The following is a 20,191-nucleotide window of genomic DNA, read 5'->3' as shown; positions in this document are numbered from 1 at the left end:
CCCAACCGCACTGCGATCAGCGCAGCAGCGAGATGATCCCGAGCGTCTCGCCAGTGCCGACCCAGCCCTCGTAGATCATCTTCAACGCGACCACGAGGATCACTGCGAGGCCGATATACGCGATCCAGCGATACTTGTTGATGACGCGCGCGATGTAGTTCGCCGCCAGACCCATCATCGCGACCGACAGCAGCAGGCCGATGACCAGAATGCCGGGATGCTCGCGCGCCGCGCCCGCGACCGCCAGGACGTTGTCGAGGCTCATCGAGACGTCGGCGACGGCGACGGCCCAGGCCGCGCTCGCAAAGCCCTTCGAGGAGCGGATACCCGAACGCTCGTCGCCCTCGATTTCCTCGGAGCCGGCATTCTCCGCGCCCTCGCGAATTTCGCGCCAGAACTTCCAGCTCACCCAGAGCAGCAACAGGCCGCCCGCGAAAATCAGCCCGACGATGCCCATGAGCCACGTCACGATCAACGCGAAGAAGATGCGCAGGACGAGCGCCGCGCCGATGCCGATCAGGATGACCTTCTTGCGCTGGTCGGCAGGGAGGCCAGCGGCGAGTGCGCCGACGACGATCGCGTTGTCGCCCGCGAGGACGAGGTCGATCATCAGGACCGATCCGAACGCGGCGAGTGCCTTAGGGTCGCCGAGGTTGGAGAAGTCGGCGACGATATGCTGCCAGATTTCCAGCGGCGAGCCGGGTCCGGCTACTCCCGATGCGGCGGCGGCCAGCATGGCGATGATACTCAAGATGTCAGCTCCCGGTGACGGGCCACGCCGCGGGCGGCGTGGCGGTTTTCATATTGATTAATAGCAAAGCGGCACGCGAAAGCCATGCTCTCGCGTGCCGCTTTGGTTTGCTTGGCCGGACATGGGCAAAGCCCATGTCGTCGGTCGGAGCTTACGCCCCGCCGGCCGAACCGGTGCGAGTCCTGCTGCAGCTTGCAGCAGGCCGCACTCGGTTATTGATTCATGCTGTCGAAGAAATTCTCGTTGGTCTTCGAATCCTTCATCTTGTCGAGCAGGAACTCCATCGCGTCGATCGTGCCCATCTGCATCAGGATACGGCGCAGGACCCACATCTTGCTGAGCTTGGCCTTGTCGACCAGCAGCTCTTCCTTGCGCGTGCCCGACTTGCCGACGTCAAGCGCCGGGAAGATCCGCTTGTCCGCGACCTTGCGATCCAGCACGATTTCCGAGTTGCCGGTGCCCTTGAACTCCTCGAAAATCACCTCGTCCATGCGGCTGCCCGTATCGATCAGCGCGGTCGCGATGATCGAGAGCGAACCGCCCTCCTCGATGTTGCGCGCAGCACCAAAGAAGCGCTTCGGGCGCTGCAGCGCGTTCGCGTCGACACCACCCGTCAGGACCTTGCCCGACGACGGCACGACGGTGTTGTAGGCACGACCCAGACGCGTGATCGAGTCGAGCAGGATCACTACGTCCTTCTTGTGCTCGACCAGGCGCTTGGCCTTTTCGATCACCATTTCAGCGACCTGGACGTGGCGCTGCGCGGGTTCGTCGAAGGTCGAGCTGACCACCTCGCCCTTCACGCTGCGCTGCATGTCGGTGACTTCCTCGGGGCGCTCGTCGATCAGCAGGACGATCAGGAACACCTCGGGGTGGTTGTCGGTGATCGCCTTGGCCATGTTCTGCAACATGACCGTCTTGCCGACGCGTGGCGGGGCGACGATCAGCGTGCGCTGGCCCTTGCCCTGCGGCGAGACGATGTCGATCACGCGCGCCGACTTGTCCTTGACGGTCGGGTCGGCGGGATCGAGCGTCAGCTTGCTCTCGGGGTAGAGCGGCGTGAGGTTGTCGAAATTGACGCGGTGGCGGACGACGTCGGGGTCATCGAAATTAACGGCCGTGAGCTTCACCAGCGAGAAATAGCGTTCGCCATCCTTCGGCCCGCGGATCTCGCCCTCGACCGTGTCACCGGTGCGCAGGCCGAACTTCCGCACCTGGTTCGGCGAGATGTAGATGTCGTCGGGACCAGCGAGGTAGTTCGATTCCGGCGAGCGCAGGAAGCCGAAGCCGTCGGGCAGCACTTCGATCGTGCCGAGCCCCATGATCTGGTCGCCATTGTCCGCCTGGACCTTCAGGATCGCGAACAGCAGGTCCTGCTTGCGCAGCGTCGAGGCACTCTCGACCCCCAGTTCCTCGGCCAGCTGGACCAGCTCGGCGGGTTTCTTTTTCTTCAGGTCTTTGAGATGCATGGGGATTTCCGGATAGCAATCAACGGGAGAACGCTCGGTCGGCGGTGCGCTTGGGAAGCGGAACTGGGCGAGACGAGTCTGGCAAGACACGACCGGGCAGGACGCCAGGAGGCCGTGTTGGGAGAAGGGGTTAGAATTGGGGGGCGGGTTAGTCAAGCGGGCCTTTACCCCCCTCCCTGGAAGGGAGGGGTTGGGGGTGGGTTTGCTTCCGCATGAAGGACGCGTTCTAGCTCAAACTGGCCGACCCACCCCCGGCCCCTCCCTTCCAGGGAGGGGGGAAGATCAGAACGGCTTAACGATCACCAGCACGACGATCAGCGTCACCGCCAGCGCAGGCACCTCGTTCAGCATCCGCAACTGCTTCCCCGCCAGCGTCGGCTTCCCCGCGGCAAGCTTCTTCGCATAGCCGACCGCCCAGCCGTGATAGCCCGTCAGCAGGAACACCAGCACCAGCTTCAGGTGCAGCCACCCCAGCCCCGGCGCGCCGTCCGCCAGCCCGAGGTTCAGCGCCAGCGCGATCCCCAGTACCCAGACGACGATCATCGCCGGCGTCAGGATGATGTGGCGGATCTTGCCCTCGCGCTCGACCCAGTTCGCCGCCTCGGTCGTGTTGCCGGCCGCCAGCGCCTCCTGATGATAGACGAGATAGCGCGGCAGCATGAACAGCCCCGCCATCCAGAAGATCACGAAGATCAGATGCGCCGCCTTCACCCAGTCATACGCAGCGCCGAGAAATCCGCTCATGTCGTGCTCCTTACGCGGGCGATCAGCTGCTCGACATGCGCGATGGGCGTGTCGGGCAGGATGCCGTGGCCGAGGTTGAAGACGTGCGGGCGCTCGACGAACGCCGCGAGTATCCGGTCGATCGCCGCATCGAGATCCGCCCCGCCAGCGATCAACGCCAGCGGGTCGAGATTACCCTGAACAGGCATGTCCGCCGGCAACGACGCATGCGCCCAGACCGGATCGACCGTCTCGTCCAGCCCGATCGCATCGACGCCCGTCTCGCGCGCATACGCCGGCAGCTTGCCCCCCGCCCCCTTCGGAAAGCCGATAATCGGCACACCGGGGCAGCGCGCGTGCAAGCGCTCGACGATCGACGCGGTCGGGGCGATCACCCAGCGCTCGAACTGCGCAGGCGATAGCGAACCCGACCAGCTGTCGAACAGCTGCACCACGTCGACGCCCGCCTCGACCTGCCGCGCGAGATACTCGACGGTGTTGTCGGCGATCGCATCGATGATCGCACCGAACGCCTCAGGGTCGCGATACGCGAAGCGCCGCGTCTCGGACTGATCCTTCGAGCCCTTCCCCGCCACCATATACGTCGCGACCGTCCAGGGAGACCCCGCAAAGCCCAGAAACGTCGTCTCGGGCGGCAAGGCAGCGGCGACCTTCGCGACGGTGCCGTAGACCGGCTCCAGCCGCCCCATCACCGGCTGCAACCGATCGAGCGCATGGTCGACCAGCGCCGGCTCGAGCCGTGGCCCCTCGCCGACCCCGAAGCTCAGATCCTGCCCGAGCGCCCACGGGATCATCAGGATGTCCGAGAACAGGATCGATCCATCGAACCCGAACCGGCGGATCGGCTGCAGCGTCACTTCGGCCGCGGCGTCGGGATCGGTCGCGAGCGCGAGGAACCCGCCCTTCTCCGCGCGGAGTTCGCGATACTCGGGAAGGTACCGCCCCGCCTGCCGCATGAGCCACAGCGGCGGCACGGCCTGACGCTCTCCGCGAAGGGTCGCCAGGAGCGGCTTGAAGGCAGGCATATTGGGGGTCGGATCGGTCAGCGGAGCACCCTTCTTCTACTATAAGAAGATTCTAGAAATAGGTTGTTGCAGTGGTTGGGCGGTTGAACCCGGGACTTATGCGGTGATCCCGGAAATGCCAACAGCTTGACCCCTCGGCACGCCCACAAACGCGCTGATTCGATTCAAGGCTCCCCATTACCCACAGCCTGTGGATAAAATCGGCCCCTGTGCGCGGGCATGTGGATAGAATGGGTGTTATCCACGGCACACCGGTCGCTTGGCGAGGGGGATGAGTTACGCTAGCCCTTCTCCCCATGTTATCCACAGATCCACGCCCAGGGACCCCACCTATGGGGACAGAATGCCAATGATCCGGCTCCACCTTCATCTGTTGTCGGACTCGACTGGAGAAACGCTGGAGAACATCGCCAAGGCGGCGCTGGCGCAATATGACGACGTCGAGACGGTCCGCCATTTCTGGCCGATGGTGCGGACCGAGGCGCATCTCGAGCGCATCCTCCAGGAGATCGCGCAGAACCCGGGGCTGGTGGTGTTCACGCTGGTGAACCCCGCGACCCGGCGAATTCTCGAGCAGAGGTGCCTGGCGCTAGGGCTGCCCGCCGTGGCCCCGCTCGACCCCGTGAACGACGCGCTATCGGGGTTGCTCGGGCAGCAGGCAAAGGCGCGACCTGGCCGCCAGCACGTCCTAGATGCGGCCTATTTCGCGCGCGTCGACGCGATCCAGTGGACGATCGCCCATGACGACGGGATCGCCTCGGAAGAATGGGAGGAGGCCGATATCGTCCTGGCGGGCGTATCGCGTTCGTCGAAGACGCCGACCTCGATCTACCTCGCCAATCGTGGCTACAAGACCGCCAACATCCCGATCGTCGTGGAAAGCCCACCACCGCTGAACCTCTACAAGCTTACCAACCCGCTGATCGTCGGCCTCACGACCAGCGCCGACCGCCTGATTCAGGTCCGTCGCAACCGCCTGCTGTCGCTCAACCAGCAGCCCGACACGTCCTATGTCGAGGAGGAAGCGGTGATGCGCGAGCTCGCCTTCGCGCGCCGCATGTTCGCCGACAATGGCTGGCCGGTGATCGACGTCACGCGCCGCTCGATCGAGGAAACCGCGGCGGCAATCATCGCCTTGTGCAATCAGCGCCGCGCCGACGCCGCTCCGAAGGTCGAGTCATGAGCCTGATCCTCGCCTCGCAAAGCGCCTCGCGTCGCGCGATGCTGACCGCTGCGGGCGTACCGTTCGAGGCGACCTTCGCCGGCGTCGATGAGGGTGCGGCGAAGGCCGCGCTGCGCGACCTGTCCCCGCGCGATCTTGCGGATGCGCTGGCCGAACTGAAGGCGCTCAAGGTGTCCGCGAGAATGCCCGGCTATCTCGTCCTCGGGAGCGACTCGCTGGTAGCACTGGAAGACGGCAGTATTCTCGACAAGCCCGTGGACCTCGCCGACGCGGCGGCACACCTGCGGCTGATGTCCGGCAAGCGTCACGACCTCTGGAGCGCCGCGGTCGTCGCCGAGAACGGCCAGGCGATCTGGCGCCACGTCGAGCGCGCCAAGATGCACGTCCGCTCGCTGTCCGATGCGTTCATCGAGACGTACCTCGATGCGGAATGGCCTGCGATCGCGGGCTGCGTCGGCTGCTACCGCATCGAAGGCCCCGGCGCGCAGCTGTTCGCCAGGATCGAGGGCAGCCAGTTCACGGTACTCGGCATGCCGCTGCTCAACGTCCTCGACTTCCTCCGCGTGCGTGGCGAGCTGCCGGCGTAACCCGAAACTTCCGATCCTCCCCCGCCAGGGGGAGGTGGCTGGCGCTTGCCAGACGGAGGGGGCGGCATGCGACACGTTTGTGCCGTGTCCTCCCCCACCGTCACCTTCGGCGCCACCTCCCCCTTGCGGGGGAGGATTGAGTAGGAGCTGCACATGGCAATCCGCCCGAGCTAGACTAAATCTTGTTCACCAGCGAAGGCGGGTGCCCAGACTGGATCCCCGCCTCCGCGGGGAAACACGGAGCCTCGAATGACCCGTCCCTATGCAGAAGTGATCGGCGATCCGATCGCTCAGTCGAAATCGCCGCTGATCCACGGCTTCTGGCTAGACGCGCTCGGGATCGACGCGGAATACCGCCACAAGCTCGTCACCGCCGAAGACCTCCCCGCCTACTTCGCCGAACGCAAGGCCGACCCAGCTTGGCGCGGGTGCAACATCACGATGCCGCACAAGCTCGCCGCGCTCGACCACGTCTCCGACCCCGGCAACGTGCGCGGGACGATCGGCGCGATCAACACCGTGTTCCGCAACCAAGCGGGCGACTGCATCGGCACCAACACCGACGCCGCCGGTTTCTGGGCACCAATCGACGACCTCGATATCGCCGGCCAGCCCGTCACGGTGATCGGCGCCGGCGGTGCCGCCCGCGCGATCCTGTTCGCACTGTCGCGGATGGGTGTCGGCCCCGTCACGATACTCAACCGCAATCCGCTCAAGGGCGCAGCGCTGCTGTCGACGTTCGGCCTCAAGGGTCAGGCGCTCCCGATCGGCCCCGCCGCCCCGCCCTCGCGACTGCTCGTCAACGCCAGCGTGCTTGGCATGGTCGGTCAGCCTCCGCTCGACATCGATCTCGGCGCTCTCGAACCGGACTCGTTGGTCTACGACATCGTCTACTCCCCGCTCGAAACCGGCCTGCTGAAAGCGGCACGCGCGCGCGATCTCGAGACCGTCGATGGCCTGGAGATGTTGATCGGCCAAGCCGCCGTCGCGTTCGAGATATTGTTCCACGTGGAACCACCGCGCGATCGCGACGACGAACTCCGCGCGTTGCTGGCGAAATGATCATCGGCCTCACCGGCTCGATCGGCATGGGCAAATCCGCCGTCGCCGCGATGTTCGCGGACGAGGCCGTCCCCGTGTTCGACGCCGACGCGACCGTCCACCGTTTGCAAGGCATCGGCGGGCGACTCGTTCCCGCGATCGAAGCCGCCTTCCCCGGCACCACCGCCGACGGCGCAGTCGACCGAGCGAAACTCGGCGCGGCGGTGTTCGGCGATGACGCCGCGATCAAGCGGCTCGAAGCGATCGTCCACCCCGCCGTCGGTGAAGAACGCGCCGCCTTCCTCGCCAAGCACACGGGAAAGCGAGTCGTCTTCGACGTCCCCCTGCTGATCGAGACCGGCGGCGACCGCAACGTCGACGTGATCGTCGTCGTCTCCGCCGCCCCCGACGTTCAGCGCGCCCGCGTTCTCGCCCGCCCCGGCATGACCGCGGAGAAGTTCGCCGCGATCCTTGCCCGCCAGACCCCCGACGCGGAAAAACGCGCCCGCGCGGATCACGTCATCCACACCGACACGAGCTTCGACGCAACACGCTCGCAAGTCCGGGCGGTGCTTGCATCCTTGGAAATCTGAGCCGATACCATCGGGATGCGTGAGATCGTCTTCGACACAGAAACCACCGGCCTTAGTTTTTCCGGCGGCGACCGCATGGTCGAAATCGGCTGCGTCGAGATGCTCAACCGGGTCGAGACCGGCCGCACCTTCCACGCTTACTACCACCCCGAACGCGAAATGCCGGTCGAGGCATTCAACGTCCACGGGCTGAGCGCGCAGTTCCTCTCCGACAAGCCGAAGTTCGCCGACGCGGTCGAGGACCTGCTCGAATTCGTCGGCGACGCGCCGATGATCGCGCACAATGCCGGCTTCGACTTCTCGTTCCTCAACGGCGAGCTCACCAAGTGCGGCCGCCAGATCGTCCACATGAAGCGGATGGTCGATACGCTGCAGATCGCGCGCAGCCGTCACCCCGGCGCCAAGCATTCGCTCGACGCACTCTGCTCGCGCTTCGGAATCGATCGCAGCCACCGCGTCCTGCACGGCGCGCTGCTCGACGCGCAGTTGCTCGCGCAGGTCTATGTCGAGCTGATGGGTGGTCGTCAGATCGGTCTCGGCCTGCTCGGCGATATCGGTAGCACCGCGTCGACTCCGATCGTCGCACAGGCGCCTCGGGTCGTTCGCCCTGCCCGCGTTTTCGCGGTCAGCGAGGGAGACCTGGCGGCCCATGCTGCGTTTATGAAGGGGATCAAGGATCCGATCTGGGGGGCCGTGGCGTCCGGATGACGCTGGCAGGGTGGAGCCAATAGGACCGCCCGAAGACTGTAACGCCGACAAGGAGACGACAATGGATATCCGGATTTCTGGTCATCAGGTTGACACTGGCGAAGCACTCAACAGCCACGTGGAAGACCGACTCCAGGGTATCGCCGACAAGTATTTCTCGCGCGCCATCTCGGCGGAGGTCACGTTCGGCAAGGGCCCGCACGACGCCGGCTTCAAATGCGACATCGTTTCGCACGTGATGAAGGGCCTCGTGATCAAGGGGCACGGCGACGCCTATGACGCGCGCGCCGCGTTCGATGCCGCCGCCGCCAAGATCGAGACTCAGCTCCGCCGCTACATGCGCCGCCTGAAGGATCGCCACGCCGGCGAAGCGGTCGCGATCGCCGAGAGCAACGGCTACGACAATGCCGGCTACACGCTGTTCCAAGAAAGCATCGAGGAAGACGATGTCGCGGATGCACCGCTGATCATCGCCGAAACGCGCGTGGATATCCCGGAGGCCAGCGTGTCCGACGCGGTGATGATGCTCGATCTGCGCAACACCGCCGCGCTGCTGTTCATGAATGCGGGCACCGGCGCGCACAACATGGTCTATCGTCGCGGCGATGGCACGATCGGTTGGGTCGAGCCACAGCGAGCAGCGGCCACTCCGGCCCAGTAAAGAAGGGTCCATAAAAGCGCGGGTCTCAAGGCCGCGCCTTTACGCCCCCGCGCAACCCGCTAAGGCGGACGCGCGCGGGGGCGCTTGAGACATTGAACACAATGACCGATTTTAGTGACATGCTGCGTCCCGACGCAGTGCAGACGGGCGTGATCGCCAAAAACAAGAAGGCAGTGTTCCAGCATCTCGCCACGGTTGCGTCTGAGATACTCGATGCAGACCCCAAGATGATCGCCGACCGGCTGGCGGCGCGCGAGAAACTCGGCTCGACCGGGTTCGGCGGCGGCGTCGCGATTCCGCACGCCAAGCTCGAAGGGCTCGCGCAGGTAACCGGCGTGTTCGCGCGGCTGGCAGAGCCTGTCGACTTCCAGGCGGTCGACGATCTCCCCGTCGATCTCGTCTTCATGCTGCTCTCCCCCACCGACGCCGGCGCGGTCCACCTGAAGGCGCTCGCCCGCGTCTCGCGCCGGCTGCGCGACAAGGCGTTCCTCGAGAAGCTGCGCGGCGGCGGTTCGCCCGATGCGGTCTATGCGCTGTTCACCGCCGACGAGGTCCGCGATGCAGCCTGAGTCGGCCCCCAGTTCGGCCCCAAACACAGCAGGCGCAGACGCGCATTTCCGCGCGCTGGAGTCCCTCTACGCGCAGGCCCCGATCAACCGGTTCTTCGACTCCTCGTTGGAAATCCCCGAAGCCGGCGTCGCGCGCATCCATTTCACGATCGACGAGCGCCACTACCACGCCGGCGGCGCCGCGCACGGCACGAGTTATTTCAAGATGCTCGACGACGCAGCCTTCTACGCCTGCAACAGCCTGGTCACCGATCGCTTCCTGCTCACCACCGCATTCAACCTGCTCCTCACGCGCCCGCTGAAAATCGGCCCGGTAATCGCCGAAGGACGCTGGATCAGCGGGAAGCGACGCGTGTTCGTCGCGGACGCGCGGCTGATCGATGCGGACGGCGAAGAAGCGGCCCGCGGCACCGGTACCTTCATGCGCTCGCGGATCGCGCTCGCTGGCCTTCCCGGATACCGCAGCGCAGCATGAGCGGTCGTCTCCCCAGCGACGTACTCGTCAGCGCCCTACTGCGGCGCGTCAACGACGCCGGCGGCTTCGGCGCGGTAATGGCGAAGGGCGACCCGCAAGGCGGCGCGATCCTGGTCATCGCGGTCGACAAGGGCGCCCCTCCCCGCCTGCTGGAACGCGGCATCGGACCCGATGGACGGACCGCGCTGATCGACTCCACCCCGCCCGGAGACCTCGACGGATATTGGCGTCGCCGCCGCGCAAGCGACCCGGATCTTTGGGTAATCGAGGTGGACATCGCAGCGGCGGAACGGTTCGCCGCTGAAACGATCCTCGACGATTGACTCGAAAGCCCCCCCAATAGAGGGGAATTGCAACATTGATTGGCGTTGTGCTGGGACGGGTGCGATCCGGATCAGTTACGCAGTCGGGGGGATGCCTGGACGATCGGCTCGTACGATTGCTTCCGCGGTCCAACCGCATCTGAATAAGTTTGAATGACGATTCTTCAGCGGGCTGCGACGATCGCGGTCATGACCTTCTCTCTCGCCGGCCTGCTCGGCAACAGCGCTCCCGGTCAGGCAACCGGTATCGATCGCTCGACCACCAATCTCACTGCTCTCGCCAATCTAAACGCGCTCTCGCCGCAGAATGTTCCGCAGATCGCTCCAGTTGCCACCTCCGTCGCACCTGTCGAGACGAACGCCGAGAACACCTCAGTCAGCCCTGCCGTCGCAGAAGCCGAAGAATTCGACACGCTCGCTCAGGCCGTTGCCGCGCAGGATAGCGCCGCCGCCGACGAAGCGCTCCAGTGCCTTGCCGGTGCGATCTACTTCGAATCCAAGGGTGAGCCGCTGACCGGTCAGCTCGCCGTCGCCGAAGTCATCATCAATCGCGCCAAGTCGGGTCGTTTCCCCGCCAACGTCTGCGCCGTCGTCAAGCAGCGTGGCCAGTTCAGCTTCGTTCGCGGTGGCCAGATCCCCAACATCAACGCCGGCACCGCCTACCGCACTGCGATCGCAGTCGCCAAGGTCGCGCTCGCAGATGCGTGGAACAGCCCCGCCGACAAGGCGCTCTACTTCAACACCCCCGATCGCCGCCCCAGCGTCCGCGCGATCAAGGTCGCCTCGATCGGCAACCACATCTTCTATCGTTGATATCCCCCGGATATCGCTGAAGTCCGACCCCGTCCCGCACCCAGCGGGGCGGGGTTTTTCATATCCGCCGACGCCCTAGTCTAACGTCTCGGCCTATCGCAGCACCCGCGCCGCCAACCCCGAACAGTCCGCATCGCTAGCCGTCGGACCCTGCTTGCCGGTGATCGCACGCCCGATCGCCTTGAAGATATTCCCCACCGATTTCACCTCCGGCGGGATCGTCACGTGCGGCTGCTGGATCGTCCCGGTCATGTACGCCGATCCCGGCAACTGCAGCAGCGCATGCTGTTTAGGCGCGCCACTCAGCCGGATGTCGACCGCTTCGGCGGGAAACACCACGCTCCCCTGCCCGTGCAGCTGGCTGGCGGTGGTATCGACGATCATCGGATCGACGCGCCCTCGCCCCTGCGTCACGGCGAGTTTCACCACCACACAGCGCAGCCCCGCGCGCTCGCCATCTTTCGCCAGCAACGCGCGCGCCGCATCGAACCCCAGCGCCGCGGCGATCCCCTGCGGCAATTGCCCGTCCCGCGCGACGAACCCGATGCTGCCATCGGCGTTCCCGACTGCGGCCCGGATAGTCTCCCCCGGCCCCTTCAGTCTTACCCGCGCGCTCACATTGCCGCTGAAGTCGCCGCGCCCGCCTGCCAGCGCCTGCACGCTGCTACCCCGCAACCGCAGGTCGATCGCGACGGTCGGCGTCTTGCGATCGCCTCGCTGGTCGACCGTGACCTTGCCGGTGACGGTCCCCTGCGGCAACCTCGCGACCAGCCGGTCCAGCGTCAGCAACTGGTGATCGATCGCGATCGTCCCCTTGGCGGACACGATCGGCGACGTCCCCTTGGCGGCGACGATATGCTGGATGCGGAACCCGAACTCGGCATCGGTGCTGTCGATCTTGCCGATGTCGATCCGCGTATTCGGCACCAGCCTCGGCCCGATCGCCCGCTCCAGCGCCGCGCCCTTGGCCTGCGCCTCGTCCGACGACAGGTCCGCGAAGTCGAACTGGCGCGACACGATATCGCCGTTCACCTTGCTGCGGCCATCGCGCTTGTCGACCGTGACATGCCCCGCGAAATCGGACCGCCCGACCACGCCCTTCAGCTGCGTGATGGTCCATTTCGGCGAATCGTGGCGAACGTGCGCGCTGAACGACACCGGCTGCGTCCGGAACAGCCCCGCCTCGATCACCGCGTCGATCAGCTTCAGGTCGGTCGCGCGCGCCGTCACGTCGAGCGTCATCGCATCGGTATCGAGCGGCCGGTCCATCACGCCCTTTGCCGAGATCGACAGCCTGTCCCCGTCGATCGACGCGGTGAACGGCCACGGCTTGCCCTGCGATCGCTCGATCGACGGCCCCGAGACAGCAATTCGCACCGCCGCGCCACGCACGGTGCCGGTGCCGTTCGCACGGATGCCCGTAACCGGATCGGACGAGAATTGCGCGGTGACCTGCCGCCCCTGCTTGGCATCGCGGTACGAGATCACGCTGTCGCGAATGACCAGCCCCTGCAGGTCGTTCGAACTGCCGCCGCTCTTGGCCTTGCCCGGCCGATCCCAGTTGGTCCGCCCCTGCTTGTCACGGACCAGCGCCAGGTACAGCCCGGACGCCTTCACGTCGCGCGGCCCGAACCCGCCCTTCAACAGCGACAGCGCGGAGAAGGTCGCCTCCGCCTCGCGCAACCGCACGAAGTCGCCGCTCCCAGCCCACGCCGCCTGCGGAATACGGACCTGCGTGATGCGGATCGTCGGCGAGAAACCGAACCCGTCGACGCGCTCGATCCCGCCGATCGTTACCGGCCGCCCGAAGCGCGCGGTCAGCTGTCGCTCGATCACGCCTTTCAGCGATCCCCAAGGGAACACGGCGAGCCCGATTATGACCGTGGCCATCACGGCCACGACGACGATGCCGGTGACTTTCACCCAGCGCTTGGCGACCCATCTTCTCATCTACTGCGGCGACGCGTCGAAACGCGAAACGTTCCGCAAGCGTCAGGACCGCTGCCGCAGAATGACCGCGGCGCGTCGGGCTCGCTAGACCCGCACGCTCTTCGGCGCCAACCGGCGGATATCGAGGACGTCGACCTGCGCGAGCATCACCGCGCCCAGCGCCTTGTCCCCGGTCTCGACCAATATTCCCTCGTGCGTCGCGCGCACCGTCCGCCACGATACCTCGCGCACCGTCAAGGTCTTGCCGATCCGCTTCACCGCAGCGACACGCCCGTCATCCGCGATCGCCAACGCGCCCTGCCCGTCCGCTCCAACCACGGCGCCAGCCACCGCAAACCCGCGAAGCTGCGCCTGCGCCGCGTCCGCCGCCTCTTCCGGTGTCTCGATCTTCACGACCCGCCGCATCCGCACGACCACCCAGGCCAGGCCGGCGAGCAGCAGCACAACGGCGGCCACGATGCCGCCGACGATCGCAGGCGTCATCGCGGCCCTGCGAGCGCGTCCAGCATCGGTCGGATTCCGCGCAGGTCATATCCGGCGTCCTCGGCCTGCGCGAGCAGCAGGTTCGGGTTCCGCCCCGCCTTCGCCGCCGCCAACGCCCACAAATTGCAGCTCCGCGTCCCCGATCGGCAATAGGCCAGCACGGGCCCGTCCGAATCCGTCAGCGCCTCCGTCATCGCGTCGATCTGTGGATGCGAGAACCCCGCATGCGTCACCGGAATCGAGACGTATTTCAGCCCGGCCGTTTCCGCCGCGGCGCGGATCGCATCACCTGAAGGCTGCCCCGCATCCTCGTCGTCGGGTCGGTTGTTGACGATCGTCTTGAACCCCGCCGCAGCGATTTCCGCGACTTGCTCGACCGCGATCTGTGGCGCGACCGAAATACTTTCGTTTATTTGCCGTATCATGCGGACTCGCGGATGACCTGGAGGAAGGCATCCCCATAGGCGTCGAGCTTGCGCGCGCCAATGCCTGATAACAGGCTCAACTCGGCACGCGACGCCGGCCGCTGCCGCGCAATGTCACGCAACACCGAATCGTGGAAGATCACATACGGCGGAACGCCCGCTTCCTTCGCCAGATCGCGCCGCCGCACGCGCAAGGCTTCGAACAGCGGATCGTCGACCGGGTTCGGCACAGCGCCAACCGCCCCCTTGCGCCGCCGCTCGCGCTTCGGCGGCACGACGATCGACACCGCCGCCTCGCCCTTGAGGATAGCCTTCGCCGCCGGCCCGAACTCGAGGCCGCCATGAGGATTGGTCCTGAGCGCATCCTTCAGCATCAACGCGCGCGACACAGGCTTCAGCAGCGCGACCTCGTCGCCCTCGACGATCCCGTACACCGACAGCGCCTCATGCCCGTTCATCAGGCTGCGCTCGCTGGACACCCCCGTCAGTATGCCCTCGATATACCCGACCCCGTACATCTGCCCGGTCCGAAACACCGCCGACAGGAACTTCCGCGCCGTCTCCGTCGCATCCACCGCATCGACATTACCGAGACAATTGTCGCAGTTGCCGCAATCCTCAAGCCGCTCCTCGCCGAAATGCTTGAGCAGGATCCGCCGCCGGCACCCGGCCGTCTCGACCAGCCCACCCATCGCGGTCAGCCGCTGCCGCTCGCCCGCCTGCCGCTCGGGCTCGACCTCGCCGATCCGCTGCCGCGCGCGCGCGAAATCCTCCGCGCCCCAGAACAGATGCGCGATCGCCGGGTCGCCGTCACGCCCCGCGCGACCGGTTTCCTGATAATAGGCCTCGATCGACTTCGGCAGCCCGGCATGCGCCACGAAACGCACGTCGGGCTTGTCGATCCCCATCCCGAACGCGACCGTAGCGCAGATCACCATGTCCTCGCTCGCAACGAAATCCGCCTGGTTCTTCGCGCGCACCTGCGGATCGAGCCCCGCATGATACGCCCGCGTCGGCCGCCCGCTCCGCCCGAGCGCCTCCGCCAGCTTCTCGGTCGCGGCCCGCGTCTGCGCGTATACGATCCCCGGCCCCGGGATCTTCTCCAGGATATCCGCGATCTGCCGGTTGACGTTGTCGCGCCCCGAAATCGCATAGCGGATGTTCGGCCGGTCGAACCCCGACACGATCAGGCCCTCCTGCGAGATTCCCAGCTGCTCGAGAATATCGGCGCGGGTATGGGCGTCGGCGGTCGCGGTCAGCGCCAGCCGAGGCACGTCCGGAAAACTGTCGAGCAAAGGCCACAGCAACCGATAATCCGGCCGGAAATCATGCCCCCACTCACTGACGCAATGCGCCTCGTCGATCGCAAAGAGGCTGAGCTTGGCTTGGCTCAGCAGGTTCCGGAAACTCTCGTTCGAAGCCCGCTCCGGCGCGACGTACAGCAGGTCGAGATCGCCCGCCCGGAACCGCGCGATCGTCTCCTCGCGATTGGTATCGACGCTCGTCAAAGTCGCCGCCTTGATCCCAACGGCAGTGGCCGCGCGCAACTGGTCATGCATCAGCGCAATCAGCGGAGAGACAACGACGCACGTCCCCTCCAGCATTGTCGCCGGCAACTGGTAGCAGAGCGACTTCCCCGCCCCCGTCGGCATGACCGCCAGCGTCCGCTGCCCCGCGAGCACCCGGTCGACGACATCGCGCTGCACGCCACGAAAATCAGGAAAGCCGAAGATGCGCTGGAGATCGGGAAGGGGGTCGAGTGCCATTGCCATGCGATCTAGGCGTCGCGCAGTCGCCCGTCGAGGGGCGAGCCTGCATTGGTTATCCAATCATTACCGATCATGAATGCGTTGCGAATACGATATGACGCGGCAAGATCGCGGCGCCTGACGCCGGAGACCTCACGATGATCGCCAATATCCTTAGAACCGCTGTGGCGGCATCGGTGGTCGTGAGCAGCGTCGCGCTAGCCGGCGACACGGTCACGGCCATCCGCGACGTGCCGGTCGGCGGGATGATCGCCGCAACGATCGACGGCAAGCCCGTCACCCTGCGCGTCGACCCCGCCGCGCCCGGCCTGGTCTTCGTCACGACCGCAGTCGCCGAGCGACTTGCGCTGAAGGGCGGTGCGCTGGGACTCGGCTATTCGGTCGGCGGGCAAGGCGCGATGCAGGCGACGACGGTCCGCCCGATGACGTTCGGGACCAACGCGGTGAAGCGGCGGATCGGCTTTCCGAGCCGCAAGCACGAGGCCAAGGGGAAGGCTGCCGACCCCCGCTGGGTCGGGCGGCCCTATGCTGATGTCGGCGACGGCAGCATCGGCCCGGCGTCGCTGCCCGAACCCGTCGTGCGCATCCTCCTGAACGCGCCGCGTGCCGGTGAGCGGACCGTTGCGTTGCCGATGATCGACGGCGGCGGCCTGCTGGGTAAGCTCTCCGGGACCTTCGCGCAGATCACGATCGGCGGCCAGCCGATTCGGGTCCGCTTCGACCCCTATCATCCACGCACGACCGTCACCGCCAACGCCGCCACGCTGATCGCGCAGGCGCAGCGCGGCACGCTGGCCGGCCTCACCGCACCGGTCGAGATCGCCTTCGGTATCGCCCGACCCGTCCGCACGATGACGCTCGCCACCCCGCTCCTCGTCGGCCCGCTCGCGCTATCGTCGCTCGGCGTCCGCACCACCGACGTCGGCAGCGCCGCCGCGATCCCAGATGCCGACGCGCCGCCACCCGACCCCGACGAGATCGTCGTCGTCGCCAAGGGCAAGCGCGACGCTAGCCGCGATCGCCTGACGATCGGCGCCGATCTGCTCGACCGCTGCTCATCGATCGTCTTCGACAAACCCGCCAAGCAAATCCGCCTCACCTGCGGGTAGACTCGGTCGATATCCGGCCAGTCTGTCGCTGTCCGATCATGGACCGCGACCCTGCGTGCCTGCATCCTCCCACGTTCAATCCGGGGGGACGCGCATGGAACTGAACATCAGGCTGGCCGAGCTGCAAAAGCGCACGATCGAACACCGCGAGGTGCTGCTGACCGAAGAGGCCGCGAAGACCGCGCTCGTCATGCCGTTCCTCCAGTCGCTCGGCTACGACGTCTTCAATCCGTCCGAGGTCGTCCCCGAATTCACCGCGGACGTCGGCACCAAGAAGGGCGAGAAGGTCGACTACGCGATCTGCGCGGGCGGGAAAGTGTCGATCCTGATCGAGTGCAAGCCCTCGTCGGTCCAGCTCAACGTCAACCACGCCGGGCAATTGTTCCGCTATTTCAGCGTCACCGACGCGCGCCTCGCGGTGCTGACCAACGGCGTCGTCTACCAATTCTATTCGGACATCGAGCGTCCCAACAAGATGGACGACAAGCCGTTCTTCACCTTCACGATGGACGCGATCAAGCCCGGCGACATCCGCACGCTCGAGAAATTCACCAAGGCCGCGTTCGACATCGACAAGATCGTCCAGGAGGCCGGCAACCTCAAGACGCAGTCGCTGATCCGCCTCGAACTCGAGAAGGAGTTCGCCGAGCCGTCCGACGAGTTCGTCCGAATGATGGCGCAGCGCGTCCACGGCGGGCGCCTGACACCGGCGATCAAGGACGGGTTCGCCAAGCTGCTAGCGCCCGCGATCGCCGCGCTGATCCGCGATTTCGTCAACGAACGCCTGTCGTCGGCACTGAAGGCGTCGAGCCCGGTCGAGGACCTGCCGCCGGGCGCGTCCGACGACCCCTCGGATGGCGACGGCATCGTCACCACGCAGGAGGAGATTTCCGGCTTCCACATCATCCAGGCGATCGCCTAACGCCTGGTCGACCCGAAACGCGTGATCGTCCGCGACGCGAAGTCGTATTGCGCGATCCTGCTCGACGACAACAATCGCAAGACGATCGCGCGGATGCACTTCAACGGCATCACGACCAAGTATCTCGGCATGTTCGCCGGCAAGGACGAAACGCGGCATCTGCTGTCCGACCTGACTCATATCTATCAATATTCGGAAGCGATCGAGGCTAGGTTGCGCGAGTTGGATCCCTCGATCCCGGCGTAGTACGGCATGGAATGAAGCAACGCCTCACTTCCGTTCCCGCGAAAGCGGGGGCCCAGGATCAAGCAGCGCCACGTCCGCCCTTTCTGGCCCCCCGCGTTCGCACGGGAACGGAAGCGTTACCGCACTCCGCGCTACTCGCCGTTAGCGCTCCATCCATCCCCCAGACACCAACCACCCCGGCGAAGGCCGGGGCCCAATTGGGGAACGTTGCTAACGGATGGTAGCGCGTCGTTATTACCACCTTTCCAATTGGGCCCGGCCTTCGCCGGGGTGGCGGTCTGATTGAGAAGCGCAAGAGTCCCAAAGGGCCGTCGCCAAACTTGTTTCCCCGCGAAGGCGGGGACCCAGACTGGGCTCCCGCCTTCGCGGGAGAACATGGAGGGGGAAGCTGCCGTTCGAATGCCGCCGCTGTACTGGCTTACGGGATGAGCACCGAGCAACTCCGACGCGGCGGGGGCATGGGCGCGCTCATGGCCAACGCTACGCACGGCGGCCCGCATCCCTATTCCGCCGCCAACGCCCCATCATCATCCCCAGCGCGCTCCTGCGCCTGCCGGTTCCACATCTCCGCATACACGCCCCCCTGCCGCAGCAAGTCCGCATGCGTCCCCTTCTCGACGATCCGCCCCGCCTCCAGCACGACGATCTGGTCCGCATGCACCACCGTGGAAAGCCGGTGTGCAATCACGATCGTCGTGCGCCCGCGCTCGATCGCCTCAAGCGTATCGAGGATCTCAGCCTCGGTCCGGCTATCCAGCGCCGAAGTCGCCTCGTCCAGAATCAATATCGGCGGGTTCTTCAGCAGCGTCCGCGCGATCGCCACGCGCTGTTTCTCGCCCCCCGACAGCTTCAACCCGCGTTCGCCCACCCGCGTCTCATACCCGAGCGGCTGGCGCTCGATGAACCCGGCGATCGCCGCGCCCTTCGCGGCAACCTCGACCTCCGGCATCTCGGCCCCCTCGCGACCATAGGCGATATTATACCCGATCGTGTCGTTAAACAGCACCGTATCCTGCGGCACGATGCCGATCGCGGCACGCAACGACGCCTGCCGCACCTCTGAAATATCCTGCCCATCGACGGTAATCCGCCCGCCCGTCAGGTCATAAAACCGGTACAGCAACCGCGCGAGCGTAGACTTGCCCGCCCCCGATGGCCCAACGACGGCCAGCGTAGATCCCGCCGGCACGTCCAGCTCCAGGTCGCGCAGGATCGGCCGTCCGGCATCGTACCCGAACGACACCCCCTCGAACCGCACATGCCCCGCGCTCACCGCCAGCGCCGGCGCACCCGGCGCATCAACCACGGTCGCGGGCGTATCGATCAGGTCGAACATCGCCGCCATGTCGAGCGCACCTTGCCGGATCGTCCGATACACCATCCCCAGCAGATCGAGCGGCCGGAACAGCTGCGCCAGCAGCGTCGACACGAACACCACGTCGCCCGCCGACGCCTCGCCGCGGCTCCACAGCCACACGACGAAGCCCATGCCGCCCGCCAGCATCACGTTGGTGATCAGCGCCTGGCCGAGGTTCAGCCACGCGAGCGAATTCTCGCTCTTCACCGCCGCCTCGGAATACGCCGTGATCGCGCTGTCGTAGCGCCGTGCCTCGCGCTCCTCCGCGCCAAAATACTTCACCGTCTCGAAGTTCAGCAGCGAATCCACAGCATGCGCGACCGCCCCGGTATCGAGGTCGTTCATCCGCGCGCGCAAGGCATTGCGCCAGTCCGTCACCATCCGCGTGAAGAGGATATAGCCAACCACCATCACGACGGTCGCGACGACTAAAGGCCAGCCGAACTTGGTCCAGAACAGCCCGAGCACCAGCACCAGCTCGAACACGGTCGGCGCGATGTTGAAGAGCAGGAAATACAGCATCGTGTCGATGCTCTTGGTCCCGCGCTCAACCACCTTGGTGACCGCGCCCGTCCGCCGCGACAGGTGAAAATCGAGGCTCAGCGCATGCAGATGGCGAAACACCTGCGCCGCCAGCCGCCGCGACGCGTCCTGCCCGACGCGCTCGAACACCGCGTTGCGCAGATTGTCGAACAGCGTCGTCCCGAACCGCGACGCCGCGTACCCGACCACCAGCAGCACGACGAGCGTCAGCGCGGTGCGATCGTTCCCCGCCATCCGGTCGACCGCGTATTTCAGCGTGAACGCGGCGCCGAACACCTGGATCAGCTTCGACGCGATCACGAGCAGCATCGCGACGACGATCCGCACCTTCAGCTTGGGTTGCCCCGCCGGCCACAGGAACGGCAGGAAGCGGCGGAGCGTCGGCAGCAAGGGCTGGTCCGCGCGGGTGGAGGTGTAGGTGTCAGGTGGCATGGATCGATGCGAT

General features: G+C 66.0%; 22 protein-coding genes. 13 read left to right on the top strand and 9 right to left on the bottom strand.

Annotated features, from left to right (window positions below; all coding sequences use genetic code 11):
• Positions 1–16 precede the first annotated feature (16 nt).
• The 4 genes from AC59GX_RS10515 to hemE all read right to left on the bottom strand — a co-directional run bounded on the left by AC59GX_RS10515 (position 17) and on the right by hemE (position 3,989).
• Positions 17–736: a TerC family protein gene (locus AC59GX_RS10515; protein WP_107954187.1), complete on the bottom strand. Its 720-nt coding sequence runs from the start codon at positions 734–736 to the stop codon at positions 17–19.
• A gap of 227 nt (positions 737–963) precedes the next feature.
• Positions 964–2,220 (bottom strand): transcription termination factor Rho, encoded by a 1,257-nt coding sequence (gene rho, locus AC59GX_RS10510; protein WP_031395107.1) that lies wholly within the window; start codon positions 2,218–2,220, stop codon positions 964–966.
• Between the two features lie 282 nt (positions 2,221–2,502).
• Positions 2,503–2,964, bottom strand: coding sequence for a CopD family protein (locus AC59GX_RS10505; RefSeq protein WP_426283063.1), 462 nt, complete (start codon positions 2,962–2,964; stop codon positions 2,503–2,505).
• The gene (gene hemE / locus AC59GX_RS10500; RefSeq protein ID WP_426283064.1) at positions 2,961–3,989 is read right to left on the bottom strand and encodes a uroporphyrinogen decarboxylase; all 1,029 of its coding nucleotides are present in this window, start codon (positions 3,987–3,989) and stop codon (positions 2,961–2,963) included. Before hemE ends, AC59GX_RS10505 begins: the two co-directional genes overlap by 4 nt.
• 349 nt (positions 3,990–4,338) lie before the next feature.
• Here hemE and AC59GX_RS10495 point away from each other — a divergent pair, with 349 nt between their 5' ends.
• The 10 genes from AC59GX_RS10495 to AC59GX_RS10450 all read left to right on the top strand — a co-directional run bounded on the left by AC59GX_RS10495 (position 4,339) and on the right by AC59GX_RS10450 (position 10,942).
• The gene (locus AC59GX_RS10495) at positions 4,339–5,172 is read left to right on the top strand and encodes a pyruvate, water dikinase regulatory protein (protein WP_426283496.1); all 834 of its coding nucleotides are present in this window, start codon (positions 4,339–4,341) and stop codon (positions 5,170–5,172) included.
• Positions 5,169–5,759, top strand: a complete 591-nt coding sequence (locus AC59GX_RS10490; protein WP_426283065.1) for a Maf family protein — start codon at positions 5,169–5,171, stop codon at positions 5,757–5,759. Before AC59GX_RS10495 ends, AC59GX_RS10490 begins: the two co-directional genes overlap by 4 nt.
• Before the next feature lie 249 nt (positions 5,760–6,008).
• The gene (locus tag AC59GX_RS10485) at positions 6,009–6,821 is read left to right on the top strand and encodes a shikimate dehydrogenase family protein (protein ID WP_426283066.1); all 813 of its coding nucleotides are present in this window, start codon (positions 6,009–6,011) and stop codon (positions 6,819–6,821) included.
• A complete protein-coding gene (gene coaE / locus AC59GX_RS10480; RefSeq protein ID WP_426283067.1) occupies positions 6,818–7,393 on the top strand; it encodes a dephospho-CoA kinase in 576 nt (191 codons plus the stop codon). The genes AC59GX_RS10485 and coaE overlap by 4 nt, the downstream gene beginning before the upstream one ends.
• Positions 7,394–7,408: 15 nt before the next feature.
• Positions 7,409–8,101, top strand: coding sequence for a DNA polymerase III subunit epsilon (gene dnaQ / locus AC59GX_RS10475; RefSeq protein ID WP_497301651.1), 693 nt, complete (start codon positions 7,409–7,411; stop codon positions 8,099–8,101).
• A gap of 61 nt (positions 8,102–8,162) precedes the next feature.
• On the top strand, positions 8,163–8,762 hold the full coding sequence (gene hpf, locus AC59GX_RS10470; protein ID WP_056064359.1) for a ribosome hibernation-promoting factor, HPF/YfiA family: 600 nt from the start codon (positions 8,163–8,165) through the stop codon (positions 8,760–8,762).
• Between the two features lie 101 nt (positions 8,763–8,863).
• Positions 8,864–9,331, top strand: coding sequence for a PTS sugar transporter subunit IIA (locus tag AC59GX_RS10465; protein WP_056064361.1), 468 nt, complete (start codon positions 8,864–8,866; stop codon positions 9,329–9,331).
• Positions 9,321–9,806 carry a PaaI family thioesterase gene (locus AC59GX_RS10460; RefSeq protein ID WP_426283069.1) on the top strand — a complete coding sequence of 162 codons (486 nt, stop codon included), beginning with the start codon at positions 9,321–9,323 and terminating at the stop codon, positions 9,804–9,806. Before AC59GX_RS10465 ends, AC59GX_RS10460 begins: the two co-directional genes overlap by 11 nt.
• A complete protein-coding gene (locus tag AC59GX_RS10455) occupies positions 9,803–10,129 on the top strand; it encodes a DUF1491 family protein (protein WP_426283070.1) in 327 nt (108 codons plus the stop codon). Before AC59GX_RS10460 ends, AC59GX_RS10455 begins: the two co-directional genes overlap by 4 nt.
• Before the next feature lie 153 nt (positions 10,130–10,282).
• A complete protein-coding gene (locus tag AC59GX_RS10450) occupies positions 10,283–10,942 on the top strand; it encodes a cell wall hydrolase (protein ID WP_426283071.1) in 660 nt (219 codons plus the stop codon).
• A 93-nt stretch (positions 10,943–11,035) separates the two neighbouring features.
• On the opposite strand, the gene AC59GX_RS10445 is transcribed toward AC59GX_RS10450, so the two are convergent.
• The 4 genes from AC59GX_RS10445 to recQ all read right to left on the bottom strand — a co-directional run bounded on the left by AC59GX_RS10445 (position 11,036) and on the right by recQ (position 15,566).
• Positions 11,036–12,892: an AsmA family protein gene (locus AC59GX_RS10445; RefSeq protein WP_426283072.1), complete on the bottom strand. Its 1,857-nt coding sequence runs from the start codon at positions 12,890–12,892 to the stop codon at positions 11,036–11,038.
• Positions 12,893–12,976: 84 nt separating this feature from the next.
• Complete coding sequence (locus AC59GX_RS10440; protein WP_426283073.1) at positions 12,977–13,375, bottom strand: hypothetical protein; 399 nt, start codon at positions 13,373–13,375, stop codon at positions 12,977–12,979.
• Positions 13,372–13,800, bottom strand: a complete 429-nt coding sequence (locus AC59GX_RS10435; protein WP_426283074.1) for a protein tyrosine phosphatase family protein — start codon at positions 13,798–13,800, stop codon at positions 13,372–13,374. Before AC59GX_RS10435 ends, AC59GX_RS10440 begins: the two co-directional genes overlap by 4 nt.
• A complete protein-coding gene (gene recQ, locus AC59GX_RS10430) occupies positions 13,797–15,566 on the bottom strand; it encodes a DNA helicase RecQ (RefSeq protein WP_426283075.1) in 1,770 nt (589 codons plus the stop codon). The genes AC59GX_RS10435 and recQ overlap by 4 nt, the downstream gene beginning before the upstream one ends.
• A 140-nt stretch (positions 15,567–15,706) precedes the next feature.
• On the opposite strand from recQ, the gene AC59GX_RS10425 reads away from it, so the two are divergent.
• The 3 genes from AC59GX_RS10425 (at position 15,707) to AC59GX_RS10415 (ending at position 17,846) form a co-directional block, all read left to right on the top strand.
• A complete protein-coding gene (locus AC59GX_RS10425) occupies positions 15,707–16,678 on the top strand; it encodes a hypothetical protein (protein WP_426283076.1) in 972 nt (323 codons plus the stop codon).
• Positions 16,679–16,772: 94 nt separating this feature from the next.
• Positions 16,773–17,600: a type I restriction endonuclease gene (locus AC59GX_RS10420; RefSeq protein ID WP_426283077.1), complete on the top strand. Its 828-nt coding sequence runs from the start codon at positions 16,773–16,775 to the stop codon at positions 17,598–17,600.
• 21 nt (positions 17,601–17,621) lie between these two features.
• A complete protein-coding gene (locus tag AC59GX_RS10415; protein WP_426283078.1) occupies positions 17,622–17,846 on the top strand; it encodes a hypothetical protein in 225 nt (74 codons plus the stop codon).
• A 502-nt stretch (positions 17,847–18,348) separates the two neighbouring features.
• On the opposite strand, the gene AC59GX_RS10410 is transcribed toward AC59GX_RS10415, so the two are convergent.
• Positions 18,349–20,178, bottom strand: a complete 1,830-nt coding sequence (locus AC59GX_RS10410; protein ID WP_426283079.1) for an ABCB family ABC transporter ATP-binding protein/permease — start codon at positions 20,176–20,178, stop codon at positions 18,349–18,351.
• Between the last annotated feature and the right edge of the window lie 13 nt (positions 20,179–20,191).

This window comes from Sphingomonas sp. 320_CC (assembly GCF_059691795.1).
This window is presented reverse-complemented; position numbering and strand designations above follow the sequence as displayed.

Bases quoted from the DNA above. Each gene is read 5' to 3' on its own strand.
- AC59GX_RS10515 (WP_107954187.1), bottom strand. From the start codon at position 736: ATGCTGGCCGCCGCCGCATCGGGAGTAGCCGGACCCGGCTCGCCGCTG.
- rho (WP_031395107.1), bottom strand. From the start codon at position 2,220: ATGCATCTCAAAGACCTGAAGAAAAAGAAACCCGCCGAGCTGGTCCAG.
- AC59GX_RS10505 (WP_426283063.1), bottom strand. From the start codon at position 2,964: ATGAGCGGATTTCTCGGCGCTGCGTATGACTGGGTGAAGGCGGCGCAT.
- hemE (WP_426283064.1), bottom strand. From the start codon at position 3,989: ATGCCTGCCTTCAAGCCGCTCCTGGCGACCCTTCGCGGAGAGCGTCAG.
- AC59GX_RS10495 (WP_426283496.1), top strand. From the start codon at position 4,339: ATGATCCGGCTCCACCTTCATCTGTTGTCGGACTCGACTGGAGAAACG.
- AC59GX_RS10490 (WP_426283065.1), top strand. From the start codon at position 5,169: ATGAGCCTGATCCTCGCCTCGCAAAGCGCCTCGCGTCGCGCGATGCTG.
- AC59GX_RS10485 (WP_426283066.1), top strand. From the start codon at position 6,009: ATGACCCGTCCCTATGCAGAAGTGATCGGCGATCCGATCGCTCAGTCG.
- coaE (WP_426283067.1), top strand. From the start codon at position 6,818: ATGATCATCGGCCTCACCGGCTCGATCGGCATGGGCAAATCCGCCGTC.
- dnaQ (WP_497301651.1), top strand. From the start codon at position 7,409: ATGCGTGAGATCGTCTTCGACACAGAAACCACCGGCCTTAGTTTTTCC.
- hpf (WP_056064359.1), top strand. From the start codon at position 8,163: ATGGATATCCGGATTTCTGGTCATCAGGTTGACACTGGCGAAGCACTC.
- AC59GX_RS10465 (WP_056064361.1), top strand. From the start codon at position 8,864: ATGACCGATTTTAGTGACATGCTGCGTCCCGACGCAGTGCAGACGGGC.
- AC59GX_RS10460 (WP_426283069.1), top strand. From the start codon at position 9,321: ATGCAGCCTGAGTCGGCCCCCAGTTCGGCCCCAAACACAGCAGGCGCA.
- AC59GX_RS10455 (WP_426283070.1), top strand. From the start codon at position 9,803: ATGAGCGGTCGTCTCCCCAGCGACGTACTCGTCAGCGCCCTACTGCGG.
- AC59GX_RS10450 (WP_426283071.1), top strand. From the start codon at position 10,283: ATGACGATTCTTCAGCGGGCTGCGACGATCGCGGTCATGACCTTCTCT.
- AC59GX_RS10445 (WP_426283072.1), bottom strand. From the start codon at position 12,892: ATGAGAAGATGGGTCGCCAAGCGCTGGGTGAAAGTCACCGGCATCGTC.
- AC59GX_RS10440 (WP_426283073.1), bottom strand. From the start codon at position 13,375: ATGACGCCTGCGATCGTCGGCGGCATCGTGGCCGCCGTTGTGCTGCTG.
- AC59GX_RS10435 (WP_426283074.1), bottom strand. From the start codon at position 13,800: ATGATACGGCAAATAAACGAAAGTATTTCGGTCGCGCCACAGATCGCG.
- recQ (WP_426283075.1), bottom strand. From the start codon at position 15,566: ATGGCACTCGACCCCCTTCCCGATCTCCAGCGCATCTTCGGCTTTCCT.
- AC59GX_RS10425 (WP_426283076.1), top strand. From the start codon at position 15,707: ATGATCGCCAATATCCTTAGAACCGCTGTGGCGGCATCGGTGGTCGTG.
- AC59GX_RS10420 (WP_426283077.1), top strand. From the start codon at position 16,773: ATGGAACTGAACATCAGGCTGGCCGAGCTGCAAAAGCGCACGATCGAA.
- AC59GX_RS10410 (WP_426283079.1), bottom strand. From the start codon at position 20,178: ATGCCACCTGACACCTACACCTCCACCCGCGCGGACCAGCCCTTGCTG.